We start from the raw sequence: 17,044 nt of genomic DNA on the forward strand, positions 1-17,044 counted from the left end.
AACTTAAGGCAAGTCTGAAAAAAAATCCCCATATTCTGCATCAAATATCTGTTTAAGTGCAACTAACACACTTATCCGAATACCATATGTACCTTTTTCCATCTGAGCATATGCTGCTCTAGAAACATTGTACCCCATTGTTTGTAATTTTGAGGACACCTGTTCTTGTGATAAACCCATTCTTTTACGCAATCTTTTTAATGCACTTCCTATATTATAATTGTCGTCTTGATAAAACCATTGATGCATAGTCTATCCTCCTTTTAAATTTTGTAATTGTAGAGTTACTCTTTTTGAGTTTAACAGAAAAACAGATTATAATTGTAATTGTAGAATTACAATTATATATATATATAAATAATTTTTTAAGATATGTTTTATTTAAGAATTTGTTGATTTATCTATAATGAAGAATTTAATTCAAATATATTTTGACCTATATAGAAAAATTTATGTTATTAATATAAAATATAAATTAAGAGGAAAGTTACATGCGTTTAGATGAGTTGGTAATCTGAAGATCCAATGCTGAAAAACTGATATTGTTACTTATAGAAGAGCCTTTATAACATGAAGAATATAAAGTACTTATAAGCTTTATCCTTATATCTATTATTTATGTTTATACTGCTTCATGTATAAATACAGAATTACAAAAAGTATGTAATAGATAAAATTAATTTAAAGTGAACTGGAGGACAAAGAATGTCTTACATATATGAACCAAGAGATGATTATGAAAAGAAAATACTAAAAGAATATGATAAATTAAATAAGAGAAAATATGAGGATAAATACAGAAATTTTGATGTTTCTCAATTATATAGAGATATAACAAGTGAAGATGTATTTATACGAATTTGTATGAGGGAAAGAAACTTAAAGCGAAAAATAGTTTTTATAATTATAACAATTATAAGTATTCTGATGTATTTATTTTTAAGTATTAATGTCTATCATGCTTCTAATTCACCATTACAATATTTATTTGTTTTTGGTATAGTGTTATTTACTTGTTTACTATACTTAAAGATAAGGGAAATAAATATAAAATATAAACATTATGATTTAATTGATTTTAGTGCATTAAATGTATTAGAGGATATAAAAAATACCAGGTGTACAGAAATAAAAAAAGAGTTCTTTGAAGATCTTTAAATAAATAACATGTACTCAATAATACATAATAAAGGAAGGCTATATATATGTCATATATTTATAAATTTGGTAATGCTGAAGAGCAAATGATGAATGATTTCTATAAAAATTATAGAGCGGATTATAAAGCTGATTATTGTAATTTAGAACTACATGAATCTATAGAAAAAATAGAAGAAGATAAACTAAACATAGGTATGTTACTTGAATATAATAAGAATATTGAGTTTGGTTCCTATATTAAAATTGCTGTTATAGCGATTCTCTTTATTAGTATTTCAAGCTTTTTAGCATATAATACTTTTAATTCATTAATAAGGATTTTATTCATCATAAGTATAATCACTTGTATATATATCGTATTTAAGATTAAAGATAATAAAGTCAAAATATAGAAAATATGAATTAATGGCATTTGGCAAATTAAAAATATTAGATGAAATCCATCTAGAAAATCTTGAAAAAGTAAAATTAGAACATTATTAATAGTAGGCTATTTGAAGGGTAATATAAATTTACTGCCTTTCAAATAGTCTACTTAATTTTTAGATATTTTTTCAATTCATCATTATCTATTTTTTAAAATTTGAATTGCTCTTGGTTTGTTTGATTCTCTTTTAATATATCCTTTAGCTTCTAGCTTATTTAAGTTCTCATATACAGATGAAGTTGAACTAAGACCAACAGCATGGCAAATATCTCTGATAGAAGGAGGATATCCTTTTATTGATATTTCTTTTTTTATCACATCTAAAATTAGAAGCTGATTGTCTGATAAATCTTTACTCATATATACACATCCCTTTACTGTTGTAAAACGTACGTTCGATTATAAGGTAAAAATAAGTGTTATGCTAATTTTATATATTCCTCATAATCTATCTCACATCCAGAATAACCTTCAGAATATGGATCTTGATAGCATAATATTTCTTCATTACATATAGCATTATTTAAAATCTTTTTATTAAGTAGTTTAATATAGCAATCATTTTCATACTCCCAAGCTTGAAGAATTTCAATATGTATCCCATCATCTGTTATATAATCAGTTATATAATATTTTGTCATAAAGTTCACCTCTCATTAATAAAATAATATATTTTACTATATTATAACATATAATGGTCCTGTTATTGTGTATTTTAAGAAGATTATAAGTTGCCTTAATAATAATATATTGCTATAAAAATATTTTATTTCAACATACAAAATAAGAGTGTGAACCTATTCTAAGACAAAATACTAAAACAAACTTAGATTAAATGCTATAATAAAGCTAAATAAATTAATGTTGAAAGGAGTAATATTATGAAAGAGCATGAATTAGAGCTGGATGTAAGTATCTCCATACCAATTTTAATAGTTATCTTTTATATGACTATAGTTTCAAGTTTATCTGCTCTGAATAGCTTTAACAACATAAAATATATACCAATAAATGAACTAGGTTTGACCATTGGATTTGTTATATTTAACCTTATGATGAGTCTATTCAAAAGTAAATAATATAAGGAGATTAAATTTTTATGGAATCAATAAAATCTAAATCACCAGTATTAATAGAGGTTAAGTCAGATATAACTAATAAAATAGATTTATTAATAGAACATAAAATGTTAAACAACAGTTCTCATCATTTAAACTATGTACTAACAGATCGAAATGGTAAATTTTATTTTGTAGATGCAAATTCTGATTTAGTCACTACACTTGATAGTTTAATTTGTCCATATTGTTTACAACAACTTACAATAAATCGCACATATGAAAAGCAAAATGGTACTGTTGTTAGGTTTTTTGTAAAGCATAAATCCAACAATAAAATTAATGAAAAATGTATATTTAAGCAAAAAGTCATTAATGGTTTTAGTAAGAATGTAAATGACTTTTATAGTAGCAAAGAATTTATTAAAAGAAACATTATTTTTATGCTTAAAAATGAGATACAAAGAGGATTTAAAATATCAATACCAGATAGTTATACAATATCAATTGAAGATACAGTACCAATTAAATTTAAATATAAACAGCATAAAATAGAGGGAGTATATAGAAGTAATAGAGAAGAATTCATATGTAGGTTAAAAACTGATAAAAATGAGACTCTATTTTGTATGATTGGTGAAAATGAAATAAATATAAGAAATGACAATGGTGATATATGGAATAAAGCAGATATAACAGTTATTATTTTTAATGAAAATCAACCTTGTCTAAACTCTAGTATCGAGCCAAAAGTTAATAGACATAGTAATTTTTATACAAGATGTTTATATTCTAGAACTCAAAAAGAAGCTTATAAAGCTTATGAAATAGAATGTAGAAGTAAAGAGATTAAAAGTATAGATACATATGATTATGATGAGGAAAAACATAGATTTCTTAGAAAAAGGACATTGCAAAATGTAGTTAAACATGAATTAAATAGAGTAAAAGCTAAGCTATCAAAGAAGATGGGCTTAAGGGAGATATCTAATGGTATATGGATAACTAATGATGGAAAGACTCATGAAGTAAAAGGTATTAAAATTATAAAAGATGACGTATATTTCTGGGAGACATGCCCTGAAATATGTATAAATTATATAGAACCAATTGGATATAAAGTAGAAAGAACATTAGATTAGACAGCTTAATTTATATTTAGAGTCACTTATAAAATGTACATTCTAAAATATTAAAGCAATAATAAATAATAATTATTATTTATTATTGCTTTAGATAATTATTTCCATAACATTTTATATACTTCTCTAAAGTCTTCTAAACTTTCTAAGTAAAAAATTAAATTAGTATAATCTCCAATACTACATAAACCTAAGGAATTTCTATATAAATCTTCATTATCCCAAGATACAATTTTTACAGGAAGATTGTTTTCTAACATTTGTTTTAACATAAGAAATCTACCAATGCGACCATTTCCATCCTGAAATGGATGTATTAGTTCAAATCTATAATGAAATTCAGCTATAGAACTCATTGTTATCTCTTTCTGATTATAATACCATTCAATCAATTCATCAAGTTTCGGTTCTACCTCAAAGGGCTGTGCTATATCTGCATTAGTTCCTAGTATCATGTTTGGTATAGTTTTATATATACCAGCCATACCTCTAGAATGTAAAGTTGTATTGAACATTAAACTTGAATGTAATTTTTTTAAGAAACTATGTGTTGTTTTTTCTCCTAATGAATCAATTATCATATCAAAAACATAACTGGAATTAACTGTTTCCTGCACATCATCTAAAGTATGCCTTCCTGTAACAACATTCTTATCAAGTAGTAAAGCTAATGCTTCAGTAGTAAAAGTACTACCTTCTATCTTATTTGAATGGTACAGAAAGTTATGTTTTAATACACCATATAGCGAATTTTTAATTTCTCTAGTTTCAAGTAATTTATCTAAAAATTGATTGCCCATATTACCACCTCAATCTATATCTTTATTATTATTTTTAAAGATTAATTACGATTTCTTGTAATCTCTATATTCTATATTTTCATTCTATCATATTCTACAATTTCAAGAATTAAATATGAATGTATCAAAGCTAACCCAGTATTTAATGCTTTATTTTGTTCAAGTGTTTCTTTTCTAATAAAGCTATAAAATGAAGTATCTTTACAAGTAATATTTAATTGTACTTTACTTATCATTCGTAATATCCTCCAGTATGATATTCGCAAGTTTATTTTCTAACATATAAATAACTTTATCACAAAACTTATCAGATAATAATTCTTCCTTATCTACTACAGGAGAAAATATTTTATTAACAGTTTGTATATCTAATTTGTATTTATTTATCAAGTTATCTTCATTTACATCATAAACATAACCATCACTAAATTCATTTTTTGCTATATATTCATGAAAACAAAATCTATCAAGTCTATAAAATAGATAATAATTATTTATATTGTATTTTACATGTACTTTATATTTTTCTCTATAATCTTTTATATCTTTATCAAAATATGTGACATCTTCAATAAATTCACAATAATTTTTATCAAAATCATGGTCATCTAATGAAACTGTGAAACTTGTAGGTATATTTTCTTTATGTATGCAAGTTGGATTAATTAAGGATAATAAGTACTTTTTCTTAGAATAATACTCTTCTTTTTGACATCTGTACTTTTCTTCTAATAAATAATCACCATCAATAAACATTCTTTGCTCTGCTTCTTTTTCTTTATAAACTTTGGCTTTTTTATTTAATGAGAATATGACCATGCCCAACATTTCTTCTGTTACAATACCCTTTTCAAGACGATATCTAAATTTTGATGGAGTTTTCATATTTATTCACATCCTTTGTAATCTCACTTATATTATTTATGAAACATCATATGTTGTGGTTTACTATAATTATAATAAATAATTATTACTCATGCAATTGTTGACTGTCAAATCTAATATAAGACTGAACTCTATATTTATAGAATTTACCTACATTTAATTATAGCAGCTATTGATGAATTATTTCTGCTATAATTCAAATTTATTTTGACATACCAGATTATTTTTTATATAATTAAGGCATAAACATTCAATGTTTATACTTGCAATATACATGTTTAAATTGTACTATGTTAGTTATAAAATACCATGCTTAAATTATATGGAATTTTGTTTAAATTGTACTATGTTAGTTATAAAATGCCATGCTTAAATTATATGGAATTTTGTTTAAATTGTACTATGTTAGTTATAAAAGACTATGCTTAAATTGCATAATATTTTGTTTAAATTATACTATGTTAGTTATAAAACCTTATGCTTAAATTGCATAATATTTGTTTAAATTATACTATGTTAGTTATAAAATTCTATGCTTAAATTATAGTTATATTGCAAGTTGTTTAAATTATACTAAATTAGTTTTATGTAAAGAGTTATAAATATATTATATTTACAACTCTTTTTTGTTACAATATTTTTTAATTTAACAAATTAGTTTTCATAAACTATATTTTGATTGTAAATTACACTATACCATTTTCCATCACAATATTTATAAATTTTTTTATTAGCATACCTTCCATCACTATATTTCACTGCATAATAGCCATCTTCAAATTCATATTTTTCAAATTCATATGTTACTGTTGCACCACTTCTTGATCTATCTATTATTGTTGTTAGAAAAGAAATTATTTCACCATTTTCATCACATTTAGCAACATAATAGCCAGGCATTGATTTAAAAGTCTGTCCATTTAATTTTTTTAATTCATATGGAATATCATTGAACTCTTTTAGTTCAATAGCCTTAACAAACTCCTTATTTAATATCTCATATTTTATATTGTACTTCTTCAATTTGTTCAAATTTATTTTATATTCAAATTTATTTTCATTCGTTGATGATTCTGATAGTTTACATATTTTAGTATCCATTAATATACCAAATAAAGTATGGTAGTCATCTTCATTTATAGATTTATGCTTGTCTCTATCTAAACAAAATGAATTTTTATTAAAATAATTAACATATACAATATTATTATCTAAAAAATCTCTATTTCTTTTGATAACATTTTCTATTTTTCCTACATATTCGCTACACACATTATTAAATTCTTTTTCAAAGATTTTTTCATATTTCTCAATATCTGATATTGAAATAATATTATTAGAATCAATATCATCTTTTAAATCATTTTTTATTTTCTCAATATCATAATTGATCAATATAAGGTCACCTAGTTCATCTAGACTAGTTTCGATTGCAATAAGAATAATATGCTTAGCTTCTTCGTCTTTCTCATTAATATTTTTTAATTTTTCAATACATGAATCTAATAGAAACTTCATTCTTTTTATGCTTGCATATTTAAAAAGACTATTTGCATATCCTTTATCAATCGAATTATCCATTGAAATGAATTTTAACATAGACTTTACCATATAATAGTGCCTGTCTAACATTTCATTTAAGATTCTTTTTTTTAAGTCATTTAAAGTTCTTGTATTATCCATTTAAAACAACTCCTATTTTTTATATTTTAATTATAACTCTTATTAGTAAAATTGTTATTGTAATAGGTATAAAAAGTTAAATAAATTAACTTTTTACACTTCTAAATTATTTTGACTCAAATAACCTATTAAACATTTAATTATGATATCTTCATATTCATAAATAGTTTCTATATTGTAATCTTCCCAATCTCCATACTTGCAACTATCAATACTAATATATTTGATTTTTTCTGTCATTCTTAGATATATATTTGTATCATCATATAAAGTAATGCAAACGCTATTACTTGTTTTTCCATTCCATGTTTTTTGCAAGTAAAGATATTCATTCACATTTATATAATCATCTTCTAACATTGCTTTTTTTACTAATTCAGCTATTGTATTTATCTTATTTTCATTCATATTATTATCTCCTATTAACTTTGTTGACAAGCAGCTTATTTTTAATTGCTATTAATCTAGCTACACTATAATGCATGTTTATTTAAGGTATATAGTTGAAATCCAAAACATATGTTTGTATATATTTTACTTTAAACCATTCTGTACTATCATATTTATATATAGATTCTTTATCTCCATATTTTATGATATAATACCCAGGTATAAAGTCATATGTCCCAAAATCATATGTGTAATTTTTATCATTTATTGGAATTGTTTTTAAAAGAAATGATTCTATTTGTCCATATTCATTACATTTTGCTATATAAAACTCGGAAGGTTTTTTTTGTAGTGTTAGAACAGTATTATTTAGTAAATCTAAAATTATAGGCATGTTATCCAGTTTGATTAGATTTTTTGTAATCCCAGTTTCAAGAAGTTCATAATTTCTGTTATATAAATCTAATCCCTTTAAGTATACTTTTATATCATATTCACTGTCACTAATTTCTCTTATGTGTTTATCTATACCTGAGTTGATTATAAAATTTTCTATTTTATTTAGTGTATTTACTTTACTTTCAAGTATAAAAGAATTTATATTTATTGAATATACAACCTTGTCTTTCATAAATTCATATTTTTCATTTTTTTTATGTTCTAAAATTCTTTCACATCTTTTTTCAAGTTCTTTAGTATCATAGCCTAAGAAAGAGAGTTCTTCTATTATGATATCATATTCCTTAGCATCTTTTAGATTAATAAAATCTAAATTGCTTATTTTAGCCCAATATTTAGTAATTGAATTTAAAAGATATTTTATTCTACAATCTTTAATTATATTTTTTAACTTTTTTTTAAACTCATTAGTATTAAATCCTAATTCCTCAAGATTACTAATATATATAGATATTAATTTCTGGTATGATTCTAGATTATTATAATTAATCATATCAAACAGTCTATTACAAGAGTTTATTAAATAATCTACCCTAAGTTTTTCTAGGTCTTTAATCTCATCATCTCTAATTATACCCTTCATTACAAGTTCTATAGCAAATGTTAGAGCATAATTGTATGTAGATTTATCCATATCATATTGTTTAATCTCATGAAATTTATCTATAAACACTTGATTTTTATATTGCTTACTATAGATATTTTTTCTTATACACTTAAATTCTTTTAAACTTTCTACCCCACAAAAATCAAATATTTTTCTTAAAAGGACCTTATCTTTTTCTATTCTTTTTGAGCTCCAGTGATTCAATTTTATGTCATAAAAGCAATTGGTTTTATTATTGTCTATATTAACATATAAACAATGTCTAGGTTTTGAATAATATACTCCTAGTATCATTATATATTCCTCCTAATTATTCTATTGTTTAAAATATTCCTCAAATATACTTAATATAATCTTTGATTGTTTAGCTGTAAGTTTGGGTAAACGAGGATCTCGGATTGTAATAGGTTCTTCACCTAAAATTTGATATTTACTATTATCTTCATCATTAAGCCAGTCTAAAGCTTCTTTCTCAGTTTTCTTTTTTTCCATCCAAAGTTTGCCTAATGAGTTGTCTATACAGATATAGGATTTATCATCCTTATACAGATATAAACCTATAATATTATTTTTTACAATACGATCAAACTCATCTTTATCTACATTTTGTATATTCATACCTCTTCCTCCAATTGGCTAATATCTATTAAACTCAAATGGTTCTTTATGACGTATCTCACACTCTAATATTTCTGCTACAAAAACTTTTTCTGATACATCTCCTGGATAATTAGATATAAAGTATTCTTTAAATGCATCTCTATAATCATCTAAATACACATAAGGTGGTAAATACCTTTTCCAATCACTCATTTCTAATAATTCATCGAAATACTCCATTATTTTATCTCTCCTTTTAATTTTGCTGACAAGCAGCTTATTTTTATTTGCATAAAAAAATGCATTATTTACCCTCATATATAATATGGGTCAAATACAATTTTTTTTTGAAAATAATATATTAAATTCATATAATAGATGAATCATCGACATTAAACTTATGCTATGATAATATCTATCTTTGAATATATTTACGACTGTGGTATAATTATTGAAAAAGTTTCACAAACCAATAAAATGGAGGAATTCACATTATGGAAAATAGAACAACAATAAATGTGCCTTTAAGTAATATTAAAATACCATTAATTTTTGATGATATATATAAAAATATTAAAATACCATTAACTTTCGATAATATATACAATAAGCGGATGCAAAGTCTAATTATTTTTATGAAGAAAGTAGGATATGAAGCTTCCAAATACAGAATATCTCCATATGGTGATGAGTTGATATCAAAACCTGAATATAGTTTTTTAGGAACTTCAATGGCTGTGGCAAGTCAATTTTTCTACTTTCTAATGAAAGATCAATTAAGCGAATGTACTAATAATTTTGCATTAGATTTTTTATGCAAATATATCAGCACAGATAAAGAGGATAAAACAATTAATGAGAACGTGTTTTTAGAAAATCAAAACTATATGATTAATCTTACTAAGGAAAGATTTAATGAGATGTTGACATGTCAAACATATGATTTTTATGTAAGTATGTGGTCTTGTTTTGAAACAGCAATTACATCAATGACAGTAACACACGAAAAAAAAATTATTGAAAAACTGAGTAACAGTCGTTTTAAAAAAATCAAAAAATTTTGTAAAAATAACATAAGTGACAAAATGAATAATTGTTGCGATAATTTAGAAGACTTAAAAGATAAATTTGATAAAGAATTTCCAATATTTATTTCTTTTCCTGACAGAACAAACTATCTTTTAGATGAAATATCAGAAGATTATACAAGAAGTGAAAAAAAAGATAAAGAAATTTTACTATTTTTGGCAGCATTAAGAAATACAGTACATAACAATGGCGTTCATTTAAAAGCTAATAAGAACTTGGAGTTGGCTGGACACCTATTTAAGATAGAGCAGAATAAAAAGTTTCACTATGAAAGCTCTAATGATATTATGATTTTAATCAATGAAATATTTGATATATATTTAGAGATACTAAAGTGCTACACAAAAAAGCATATTTAATTTGAATAGACTATTTCCATAATATTCTATATACTTCTCTAAAATATCCTAAGCTTTTATTGAATAAGAAAGTATAAAGAATTATATTCACTATCTATCCCTAAAAATTGAATATATTTCATAGTTTAAACTTTAAATATTTATTTTATACAATCTACTACCTTTTAGGGTATTTGGCAGTGACTACCAAGGAATTATACCATCTCTATTAGTAAAAGGACCATCTTTTCCTATTGTAGCCATTTTGACAATTGCATCCGTTCCTTCTTGTAATGTTTGTGTAATTGTTCTCCCATATTAGTTGAACCTGGATCAACCGCATTTATACGAATATTTGACATCCCCTTTGCATATTGCACTCTAAGCAATGGACTTTAAAGACTTTTATGATAGAGATATACAGAATTAGGTAAAGTTTTAAAATAGTACTTGATTTGCTTTATCAATATCAATACTGTAAGTTAAGAAAAATACTTATTTTATAGGGATGCAACTCAGGGTTGACAAAAAACATAGTCAAATTGATAGTATGCAACCTGCATATTTGTTAAGATTTTAGTATAAAGATTGAGGAGGAACAAAAATGGATATATCTGAAAAAATCTTAAAATTAAGAAAAGCACATAACTTATCTCAGGAACATTTAGCAGAGCAACTTAGTGTGTCAAGACAAAGTGTATCAAAATGGGAAACAGGACAATCAGTACCAGAAACAGAAAAATTAATAGCTTTAGGTGAAATATTTAATGTTACAATAGATTATCTTTTGAAACCATCTGAAATAGATGAAATATCAATTAGAACAGAAATTTTAGAGAAGCAACAACAGCAATTAGTCGAAAGGGAAAGAAAAAATGATAGGGTTACATTTATTGTATTAAGTTGTCTCTCAATATATTTAATTGCATTCGCTATCTATATTATTGGCCACTTCTACTTTGAAATATGGAATTCAAGTATAATATTAAGTGAATTTTCAATAGCAACTGCAATAGCAATTGCTATTAATTTAAAACATAAGTATAGAACTAATAAAAATTCATCAAATGGCTAGATATATTGATTATTATTTATAAAGTCCTTACAATCCATTTATTTAGATTATGAGGGCTTTTTTACTATATATATTTAAATTGGTGTTTAGAGAATAGTATAGGTGAAATTTTTAGTCATCTTCTTCCCAGTTTTTTACCCACTCTTCTAATGAGGTTAACTTTTCATCTGTTAATTCTTCTTGAAATAATGACACTAAAAGGCTTTTTATAGAGTTGCACCCTAAGAGCTTATGTATTTTTTGCGATATAAATTCAGAATACTTATCTTCTTTAATTGAAATTGTATAGTATGTACATTGACTTGTTTCTTGAATATATAAGAATCTTTTATTTGATAACTTAGACAAAGTCTTTAGTGTTGTTTTTTCTGACCAGCTATATTTTTCTTTCATATAATTAACAACATCATATGATTTTACCCCTGTATCTAAACTCCAAATAAATTTCATTATAATTAATTCTGATTTTGATAATCTTCTCAAATACATAATTATCGCCCCAATCATTTGTTTATTTAATTAAATGTTACAGCAATAATTTTATATAATCAAATCCAATTATTACCATATATTTACTGTGCATTGAATGGCTATATCTTCTGAGTCTTTATTCTTAATGTCAACTAAATCAATAACTTCATGCATATTATTAACTTGTTCTATAGCATAAATGTCATATTTTAAAATGTTTTAGAAAAACTAAAGATTTTTTATGTAATATAGATTGTCAAAATAATGAAGTTAATAAAATTATTAATAAAATGTAATAAGATACATATATTAATTGAACAAGTCCTATGGTATAAATAGCCTAGAAAGACACCTATTATCATTGCATTGATGCCTTGTAATAGATTTAAATGATATATACTAAATAAAAAAGAAGATAATATTATAGACTTGAAAGCATTACAATTATCAAGTAGATTATTTAATATAAATTTCCTATAAATTAATTCTTCTGCGATAGGAGCAATTAAACAAGTCTGAATAAATAAAGATAATAAATAAATGATAAGTTTAGATGAAGTATCAAGTATTAAGTTTAATTTCGGGAGTACAGAATATAGACTTAAATTTAAAAAAGTATTTTCAAGTTTACTTAGTAGTATTGAATTTGTAACCATTATAAAAAGTAGTATTGTTATGTAGTGTGTAATTTTCTTTTTATTATTTTTATATTTAATCTTAATCATATCTACTGGGAACTTATATATTAAAACATACATATTGTAATATATTATTACTAATAGTACTATATTTAAAACCGAATACACATACACATTAGTAACTCTATTTGTTATTATAGTTACTAATGACGTAGATGTCAAAATTAATATTGTATGTATGATTGTTATCAAAAAAATGTCTCTATACTTTCTCATAAAAGCTCCTATTCATAATTATTGGCCAATAAAATTTATTGACCAATAATTTATATCATTTGCATTTATTATAATTATTATATTTTTGTACTATATCAGATAGCTTATCACTTAATAGTAATCTTCTATCCTTTACTAAGACAAATGCAATCATTTTATTTTTAAATAATTTAAATTCTCGATAGCTGGTAAGACTATTTTCATTTAAAACTATTAATATATTTTTTATATCTTCTTCTGTCTGAATTAATATTTCTACTAGATTTTGCTCTGAAGGATTGCAATAAATAATATCAAATCTTTTCAAGTCTTCCTCATCATTGTTTTTATAGAGTTGGTAAAAATATATCCTTGGAATAACACCATTATCTTTATTGAAATAACATATATTCATCATATTTTTAAACTCTATATATACATTAGTTAATATTAACTCGTCTTGATTAATTTTATCCTGGTCTGCTAATACATCTATAAAAATATCATTCTCATTATCATAATAAAAACTATATCCTGGATTTATAATTCTTTGCCCTCTTTTTAATGCAAATTTTTTTATATTATTAATCTTTTTGATTTTACTTTTGGGAGTTACATTTTCTATATCTTTTGGATCTAGTCTTATAAGCTGTTCTGATGTACAAAATCTAAGTATTTTAATATATTCATCCACTGAATAGCTTTTTAACATTGATTATATTCCCACCTTCTATATACATTGTTTTAATTAAAAAGAGATAGCTCTAAGTAGAACTATCTAAAATATACGACCAGATAATTGTTTCTTTTCTTTATCTATTTTTCTTAATAATACAGTTATTTCTTTTCCTATTTCTAAATTAACATTTCTTTTTACAGGATAATTACATGCTATAGTTAATCCTCTTCTAAGTTCAAGATATATTAGTTTTTCTGAAAGCTCCTTTATCTTTGCTATATATACACCTCTTTCTGAATAATATTTTTTATCAATAATATATTTATCAAATATGTCTTCTTCAAGTTCTTTTCTACTTAAAAAGCATCCTTCTTCATCTAATTTTAATATCTTTAAATTTACTTCATCGCCTATTTCAAAGTAATCTTGTATTCTATAAACTCTAGAGTTAGATATATCTCTTTTTCCAATAGTACCTATTTGGCCATCAAATTCTGTCACAGCATAATAATCATTTACATCTATAACTTTAGCTAATACAATATCATTTACATTATGAGGTCTAGCTTTTCTTAATATTTCTAATGCTCTTTTTCTAGAAGCATAAACAACCTCATTTTCTTCATCTATAGATGTTACCAAATATGATACAGTAGAACCAACCATTCTTCTTAAACCTCTTACTTTAGCAGCTATAAGTTGACTCCCTTCCAATTTTCTAACAGATAAAGGTAAATATAAATCCATTTCTTCTACATGTATTTTTATCTTTAATTCATCTTTGTAAGCACAAGCATATATATCACCATTTTTGTTTTCTCTTTCTACAGATTGTATTACACAAGTATCAATATATCTTTGATACATTAAATCTCTATATTCAGATATTTTTTGTCTTTCTCCAGTATAATTATTTCTTCTTTTAGGTTGTTCAATTAATGTATTTTCTTCTTTAGTAGTTACATTTGTACTATCAACATTTACTTCCTCAATTTCATTTATTTTGTCTTTCTCCATAAATTGTATCAACTCTGAATCTGGAAGCTCGATACTTCTAACTTCATTACTTTCCTCTATTTTTACTGTTTCCTCATTTATTCTTATTTCTTCCATTTTTTTATCCTCCAAGTTTTTTATTTGTTGAACATAGATAAAGACATCAATTCTTTTTTATTTTCTATATCTATATCATCATTTTCATCTTCTTCATTGTTTAGAGCTATATTTATATGTATATCTCCTCCAACATCTTCTACAACTAAATCTCTTTCATTAGAAATCCCTTTATCTTCATGTATTTCTAATTCATTATAATATTCTTCTTCTAATATTATTTGTTGTGCTTCATACTCATAAAATTCTAAATTATACTCATCCTGTATGAGATTACTTTTTTCTAAGTTTATTTTTATATCTTTTTCAGGATTAGTTTCATTACTAATAGATTTTATATTAAATATCTGATTACTTAATTCATTGGTATTAAAATTACTCTGTTCAAAAGATTTATTTTCACACTCTGCTATCAACATATCTAACTCTTGAAGAGCTTTTATATTTCTTTCTTTCATATCTTCTTCCATATGTTCATCAATTGTTATTTCATCTCTAAAAGAATATAGCCAATCTTTATGGAATTCTTTGGACCATTCTTTGAGCATATAATATATTGGTATTTCTTCCATTTCATCACTAAGTTCATGGTTTGTGTAATCCATCTTGCTCATTTTTATAGGATTTTGCCCTTTTAGCATTAATATAGAATGAAACGGATTTATCCTTCTAACCTCATCCATATTTAAAATATTTCTTTTTACATATTTTTCGGATATTTTCTTTTCTAATGGATTAAAACTATATTTATCTTTACTTTCTGAAAAATCTTTAATAGTCATAGAACCTAAAGTGTCTGAGATAAATTTAGCAGTTGTATTTTCATTACATCCCAAAAATATATGATTATCACAATTCCCTAAAATATCTTCCCATTTTCCTTCTGGATATCTATTTTGAAGTTGTGTTATATTTTGAAATATTACAAACGCATTTATACCCCTTGAACGTATTGTAGCCATTTTCTTTTCAAAGTCAGGAATCTGAGCTATATTAGGAAACTCATCTAATATGAAATTTACTTGTTTATCTAATTTTCCTGTTGGTTTTCTATCTGCTATTGATATCAATTTTATAAAAGCCATAGAAAAAAATAAACAGGCCATAAAATCAAATGAAGCATGTGAATCTGGTAAAACAGCAAAATAAGCACATTTTTTTCTTCCTGGAAGCCCTAAGTCTATCTCATTTTCTGAGGTAAGCATTTTAAATTTTTTAGACTGGAACAATTGTAATCTAGTTGCTAATCCAGAGATCATTCCAGATCTTATTTTAGTATTTTCAGAGCTTTCTAAAAATATATTATATGGCTGAATCGCAATATGGTCTTCTCTAAGAAATTTAAATCTCATTTCTAGTTTTTTAGCTGCATCTTTTGCAGTTAGAAAACTATATAGTGAAGTCATATTTCTTTCATTTTCTGGAAGTTCTTTTATTATGTATAAAACTAATGCCTTTAATAAATTTTCTTGTCCTTTTTCCCAAAAATCACCTCCAGCTTTTTTATTTTCTTTTGTATTAAGCATAATTGATTGTGCAAATGTTATAGCACTCATATCATCTTCTACAGTTGATAATATGTTCCATTGATTTGAGCATTCAATATTGTTTAAGTTTAATGCCTTTACTATGTAACCAAACTTTTCTAATATACTAGAACATTTTCTAAGAAGCTCTCCTTTTGGATCTGTTATAAACATACTTTCTTCTGAGCGAATGAGATTTAAAATATTTGGAATAACAAAACTACGAGACTTCATTGAACCTGAACTTCCAAATACAGCTACATTTCGATTATTGAATGTATTTTTAGGCAAGGTGATTATATCCTTTGTACCCCTAAAATATCCAAATATTATACCTTCATTTGTATTAATTGAAATATAATCCTGTAATTTGTTAATTTCGCCTCTTCCCATCCATTCAGCAGTTCCATATGTCCCTAAATTTTTTGCACAATCTATTTTTTTCTCTTTCTCCTCAAAATTAAAAGAACCTAATTTATTTACGATGAATATGGCTCTTATCATGAATCCAAATATTAAGAAAGTTATATTAAGATTTATAAGTGTAAATATTATTTGGAAATTAAATAACTTAAACAAAACTTTAATAGGAGAAAAATATAGCTCTAATAAATTTACATTAAAGAATCCTTCTTTAATCATAATTAC

General features: G+C 24.4%; 22 protein-coding genes. 6 read left to right on the forward strand and 16 right to left on the reverse strand.

What is annotated here, in order from left to right:
- Positions 1-3 precede the first annotated feature (3 nt).
- A complete protein-coding gene (locus ACTG45_RS20185) occupies positions 4-249 on the reverse strand; it encodes a helix-turn-helix transcriptional regulator (protein ID WP_021383410.1) in 246 nt (81 codons plus the stop codon).
- A 456-nt stretch (positions 250-705) separates the two neighbouring features.
- Between ACTG45_RS20185 and ACTG45_RS20190 the strand changes: the two genes are divergently transcribed.
- Positions 706-1,158 (forward strand): hypothetical protein, encoded by a 453-nt coding sequence (locus ACTG45_RS20190; protein WP_021383436.1) that lies wholly within the window; start codon positions 706-708, stop codon positions 1,156-1,158.
- Positions 1,159-1,205: 47 nt separating this feature from the next.
- Positions 1,206-1,553, forward strand: coding sequence for a hypothetical protein (locus tag ACTG45_RS20195; protein ID WP_102822218.1), 348 nt, complete (start codon positions 1,206-1,208; stop codon positions 1,551-1,553).
- Positions 1,554-1,726: 173 nt separating this feature from the next.
- Here the strand turns inward: ACTG45_RS20195 and ACTG45_RS20200 are convergent, their stop codons facing one another.
- Both ACTG45_RS20200 and ACTG45_RS20205 read right to left on the reverse strand, forming a co-directional pair.
- Positions 1,727-1,948 carry a LexA family protein gene (locus ACTG45_RS20200; protein ID WP_021383390.1) on the reverse strand — a complete coding sequence of 74 codons (222 nt, stop codon included), beginning with the start codon at positions 1,946-1,948 and terminating at the stop codon, positions 1,727-1,729.
- A 59-nt stretch (positions 1,949-2,007) separates the two neighbouring features.
- Complete coding sequence (locus ACTG45_RS20205) at positions 2,008-2,229, reverse strand: hypothetical protein (RefSeq protein WP_021383424.1); 222 nt, start codon at positions 2,227-2,229, stop codon at positions 2,008-2,010.
- A 240-nt stretch (positions 2,230-2,469) separates the two neighbouring features.
- On the opposite strand from ACTG45_RS20205, the gene ACTG45_RS20210 reads away from it, so the two are divergent.
- Complete coding sequence (locus tag ACTG45_RS20210; protein ID WP_021383395.1) at positions 2,470-2,667, forward strand: hypothetical protein; 198 nt, start codon at positions 2,470-2,472, stop codon at positions 2,665-2,667.
- Between the two features lie 20 nt (positions 2,668-2,687).
- Positions 2,688-3,788 (forward strand): hypothetical protein, encoded by a 1,101-nt coding sequence (locus ACTG45_RS20215; RefSeq protein WP_102822219.1) that lies wholly within the window; start codon positions 2,688-2,690, stop codon positions 3,786-3,788.
- A 98-nt stretch (positions 3,789-3,886) separates the two neighbouring features.
- On the opposite strand, the gene ACTG45_RS20220 is transcribed toward ACTG45_RS20215, so the two are convergent.
- The 8 genes from ACTG45_RS20220 to ACTG45_RS20255 all read right to left on the reverse strand — a co-directional run bounded on the left by ACTG45_RS20220 (position 3,887) and on the right by ACTG45_RS20255 (position 9,452).
- Entirely contained in the window at positions 3,887-4,588 is a 702-nt protein-coding gene (locus tag ACTG45_RS20220) for a Fic family protein (RefSeq protein WP_102822220.1), read from the reverse strand.
- Positions 4,589-4,659: 71 nt separating this feature from the next.
- Positions 4,660-4,824 carry a hypothetical protein gene (locus ACTG45_RS20225; RefSeq protein ID WP_158245588.1) on the reverse strand — a complete coding sequence of 55 codons (165 nt, stop codon included), beginning with the start codon at positions 4,822-4,824 and terminating at the stop codon, positions 4,660-4,662.
- Positions 4,814-5,473 (reverse strand): hypothetical protein, encoded by a 660-nt coding sequence (locus ACTG45_RS20230; protein WP_102822221.1) that lies wholly within the window; start codon positions 5,471-5,473, stop codon positions 4,814-4,816. The genes ACTG45_RS20225 and ACTG45_RS20230 overlap by 11 nt, the downstream gene beginning before the upstream one ends.
- Before the next feature lie 654 nt (positions 5,474-6,127).
- Complete coding sequence (locus ACTG45_RS20235; protein ID WP_102822222.1) at positions 6,128-7,156, reverse strand: hypothetical protein; 1,029 nt, start codon at positions 7,154-7,156, stop codon at positions 6,128-6,130.
- Between the two features lie 93 nt (positions 7,157-7,249).
- Positions 7,250-7,564 (reverse strand): hypothetical protein, encoded by a 315-nt coding sequence (locus tag ACTG45_RS20240; protein WP_021383408.1) that lies wholly within the window; start codon positions 7,562-7,564, stop codon positions 7,250-7,252.
- 82 nt (positions 7,565-7,646) lie between these two features.
- The gene (locus tag ACTG45_RS20245; protein WP_021383369.1) at positions 7,647-8,906 is read right to left on the reverse strand and encodes a hypothetical protein; all 1,260 of its coding nucleotides are present in this window, start codon (positions 8,904-8,906) and stop codon (positions 7,647-7,649) included.
- A 21-nt stretch (positions 8,907-8,927) separates the two neighbouring features.
- Complete coding sequence (locus ACTG45_RS20250; protein WP_021383396.1) at positions 8,928-9,230, reverse strand: hypothetical protein; 303 nt, start codon at positions 9,228-9,230, stop codon at positions 8,928-8,930.
- An 18-nt stretch (positions 9,231-9,248) separates the two neighbouring features.
- Positions 9,249-9,452: a hypothetical protein gene (locus tag ACTG45_RS20255; RefSeq protein WP_021383380.1), complete on the reverse strand. Its 204-nt coding sequence runs from the start codon at positions 9,450-9,452 to the stop codon at positions 9,249-9,251.
- A 254-nt stretch (positions 9,453-9,706) separates the two neighbouring features.
- Here ACTG45_RS20255 and ACTG45_RS20260 point away from each other — a divergent pair, with 254 nt between their 5' ends.
- Both ACTG45_RS20260 and ACTG45_RS20265 read left to right on the forward strand, forming a co-directional pair.
- On the forward strand, positions 9,707-10,660 hold the full coding sequence (locus tag ACTG45_RS20260; RefSeq protein ID WP_102822223.1) for a hypothetical protein: 954 nt from the start codon (positions 9,707-9,709) through the stop codon (positions 10,658-10,660).
- Positions 10,661-11,243: 583 nt separating this feature from the next.
- The gene (locus ACTG45_RS20265) at positions 11,244-11,714 is read left to right on the forward strand and encodes a helix-turn-helix domain-containing protein (RefSeq protein WP_021383428.1); all 471 of its coding nucleotides are present in this window, start codon (positions 11,244-11,246) and stop codon (positions 11,712-11,714) included.
- Between the two features lie 111 nt (positions 11,715-11,825).
- On the opposite strand, the gene ACTG45_RS20270 is transcribed toward ACTG45_RS20265, so the two are convergent.
- The 5 genes from ACTG45_RS20270 to ACTG45_RS20290 form a co-directional block, all read right to left on the reverse strand.
- The gene (locus ACTG45_RS20270) at positions 11,826-12,203 is read right to left on the reverse strand and encodes a BlaI/MecI/CopY family transcriptional regulator (RefSeq protein ID WP_021383393.1); all 378 of its coding nucleotides are present in this window, start codon (positions 12,201-12,203) and stop codon (positions 11,826-11,828) included.
- Positions 12,204-12,424: 221 nt separating this feature from the next.
- On the reverse strand, positions 12,425-13,099 hold the full coding sequence (locus tag ACTG45_RS20275; protein ID WP_021383375.1) for a CPBP family intramembrane glutamic endopeptidase: 675 nt from the start codon (positions 13,097-13,099) through the stop codon (positions 12,425-12,427).
- A 55-nt stretch (positions 13,100-13,154) separates the two neighbouring features.
- Positions 13,155-13,790, reverse strand: a complete 636-nt coding sequence (locus tag ACTG45_RS20280; RefSeq protein ID WP_102822224.1) for a hypothetical protein — start codon at positions 13,788-13,790, stop codon at positions 13,155-13,157.
- 66 nt (positions 13,791-13,856) lie between these two features.
- Positions 13,857-14,870 (reverse strand): S1 RNA-binding domain-containing protein, encoded by a 1,014-nt coding sequence (locus tag ACTG45_RS20285; protein WP_102822225.1) that lies wholly within the window; start codon positions 14,868-14,870, stop codon positions 13,857-13,859.
- Positions 14,871-14,890: 20 nt separating this feature from the next.
- On the reverse strand, positions 14,891-17,038 hold the full coding sequence (locus tag ACTG45_RS20290) for a VirD4-like conjugal transfer protein, CD1115 family (RefSeq protein WP_021383409.1): 2,148 nt from the start codon (positions 17,036-17,038) through the stop codon (positions 14,891-14,893).
- Between the last annotated feature and the right edge of the window lie 6 nt (positions 17,039-17,044).

The sequence above is a fragment of the Clostridioides sp. LIBA-7602 genome (assembly GCF_056688945.1).

Bases quoted from the DNA above. Each gene is read 5' to 3' on its own strand.
- ACTG45_RS20185 (WP_021383410.1), bottom strand. From the start codon at position 249: ATGCATCAATGGTTTTATCAAGACGACAATTATAATATAGGAAGTGCA.
- ACTG45_RS20190 (WP_021383436.1), top strand. From the start codon at position 706: ATGTCTTACATATATGAACCAAGAGATGATTATGAAAAGAAAATACTA.
- ACTG45_RS20195 (WP_102822218.1), top strand. From the start codon at position 1,206: ATGTCATATATTTATAAATTTGGTAATGCTGAAGAGCAAATGATGAAT.
- ACTG45_RS20200 (WP_021383390.1), bottom strand. From the start codon at position 1,948: ATGAGTAAAGATTTATCAGACAATCAGCTTCTAATTTTAGATGTGATA.
- ACTG45_RS20205 (WP_021383424.1), bottom strand. From the start codon at position 2,229: ATGACAAAATATTATATAACTGATTATATAACAGATGATGGGATACAT.
- ACTG45_RS20210 (WP_021383395.1), top strand. From the start codon at position 2,470: ATGAAAGAGCATGAATTAGAGCTGGATGTAAGTATCTCCATACCAATT.
- ACTG45_RS20215 (WP_102822219.1), top strand. From the start codon at position 2,688: ATGGAATCAATAAAATCTAAATCACCAGTATTAATAGAGGTTAAGTCA.
- ACTG45_RS20220 (WP_102822220.1), bottom strand. From the start codon at position 4,588: ATGGGCAATCAATTTTTAGATAAATTACTTGAAACTAGAGAAATTAAA.
- ACTG45_RS20225 (WP_158245588.1), bottom strand. From the start codon at position 4,824: ATGATAAGTAAAGTACAATTAAATATTACTTGTAAAGATACTTCATTT.
- ACTG45_RS20230 (WP_102822221.1), bottom strand. From the start codon at position 5,473: ATGAAAACTCCATCAAAATTTAGATATCGTCTTGAAAAGGGTATTGTA.
- ACTG45_RS20235 (WP_102822222.1), bottom strand. From the start codon at position 7,156: ATGGATAATACAAGAACTTTAAATGACTTAAAAAAAAGAATCTTAAAT.
- ACTG45_RS20240 (WP_021383408.1), bottom strand. From the start codon at position 7,564: ATGAATGAAAATAAGATAAATACAATAGCTGAATTAGTAAAAAAAGCA.
- ACTG45_RS20245 (WP_021383369.1), bottom strand. From the start codon at position 8,906: ATGATACTAGGAGTATATTATTCAAAACCTAGACATTGTTTATATGTT.
- ACTG45_RS20250 (WP_021383396.1), bottom strand. From the start codon at position 9,230: ATGAATATACAAAATGTAGATAAAGATGAGTTTGATCGTATTGTAAAA.
- ACTG45_RS20255 (WP_021383380.1), bottom strand. From the start codon at position 9,452: ATGGAGTATTTCGATGAATTATTAGAAATGAGTGATTGGAAAAGGTAT.
- ACTG45_RS20260 (WP_102822223.1), top strand. From the start codon at position 9,707: ATGGAAAATAGAACAACAATAAATGTGCCTTTAAGTAATATTAAAATA.
- ACTG45_RS20265 (WP_021383428.1), top strand. From the start codon at position 11,244: ATGGATATATCTGAAAAAATCTTAAAATTAAGAAAAGCACATAACTTA.
- ACTG45_RS20270 (WP_021383393.1), bottom strand. From the start codon at position 12,203: ATGTATTTGAGAAGATTATCAAAATCAGAATTAATTATAATGAAATTT.
- ACTG45_RS20275 (WP_021383375.1), bottom strand. From the start codon at position 13,099: ATGAGAAAGTATAGAGACATTTTTTTGATAACAATCATACATACAATA.
- ACTG45_RS20280 (WP_102822224.1), bottom strand. From the start codon at position 13,790: ATGTTAAAAAGCTATTCAGTGGATGAATATATTAAAATACTTAGATTT.
- ACTG45_RS20285 (WP_102822225.1), bottom strand. From the start codon at position 14,870: ATGGAAGAAATAAGAATAAATGAGGAAACAGTAAAAATAGAGGAAAGT.
- ACTG45_RS20290 (WP_021383409.1), bottom strand. From the start codon at position 17,038: ATGATTAAAGAAGGATTCTTTAATGTAAATTTATTAGAGCTATATTTT.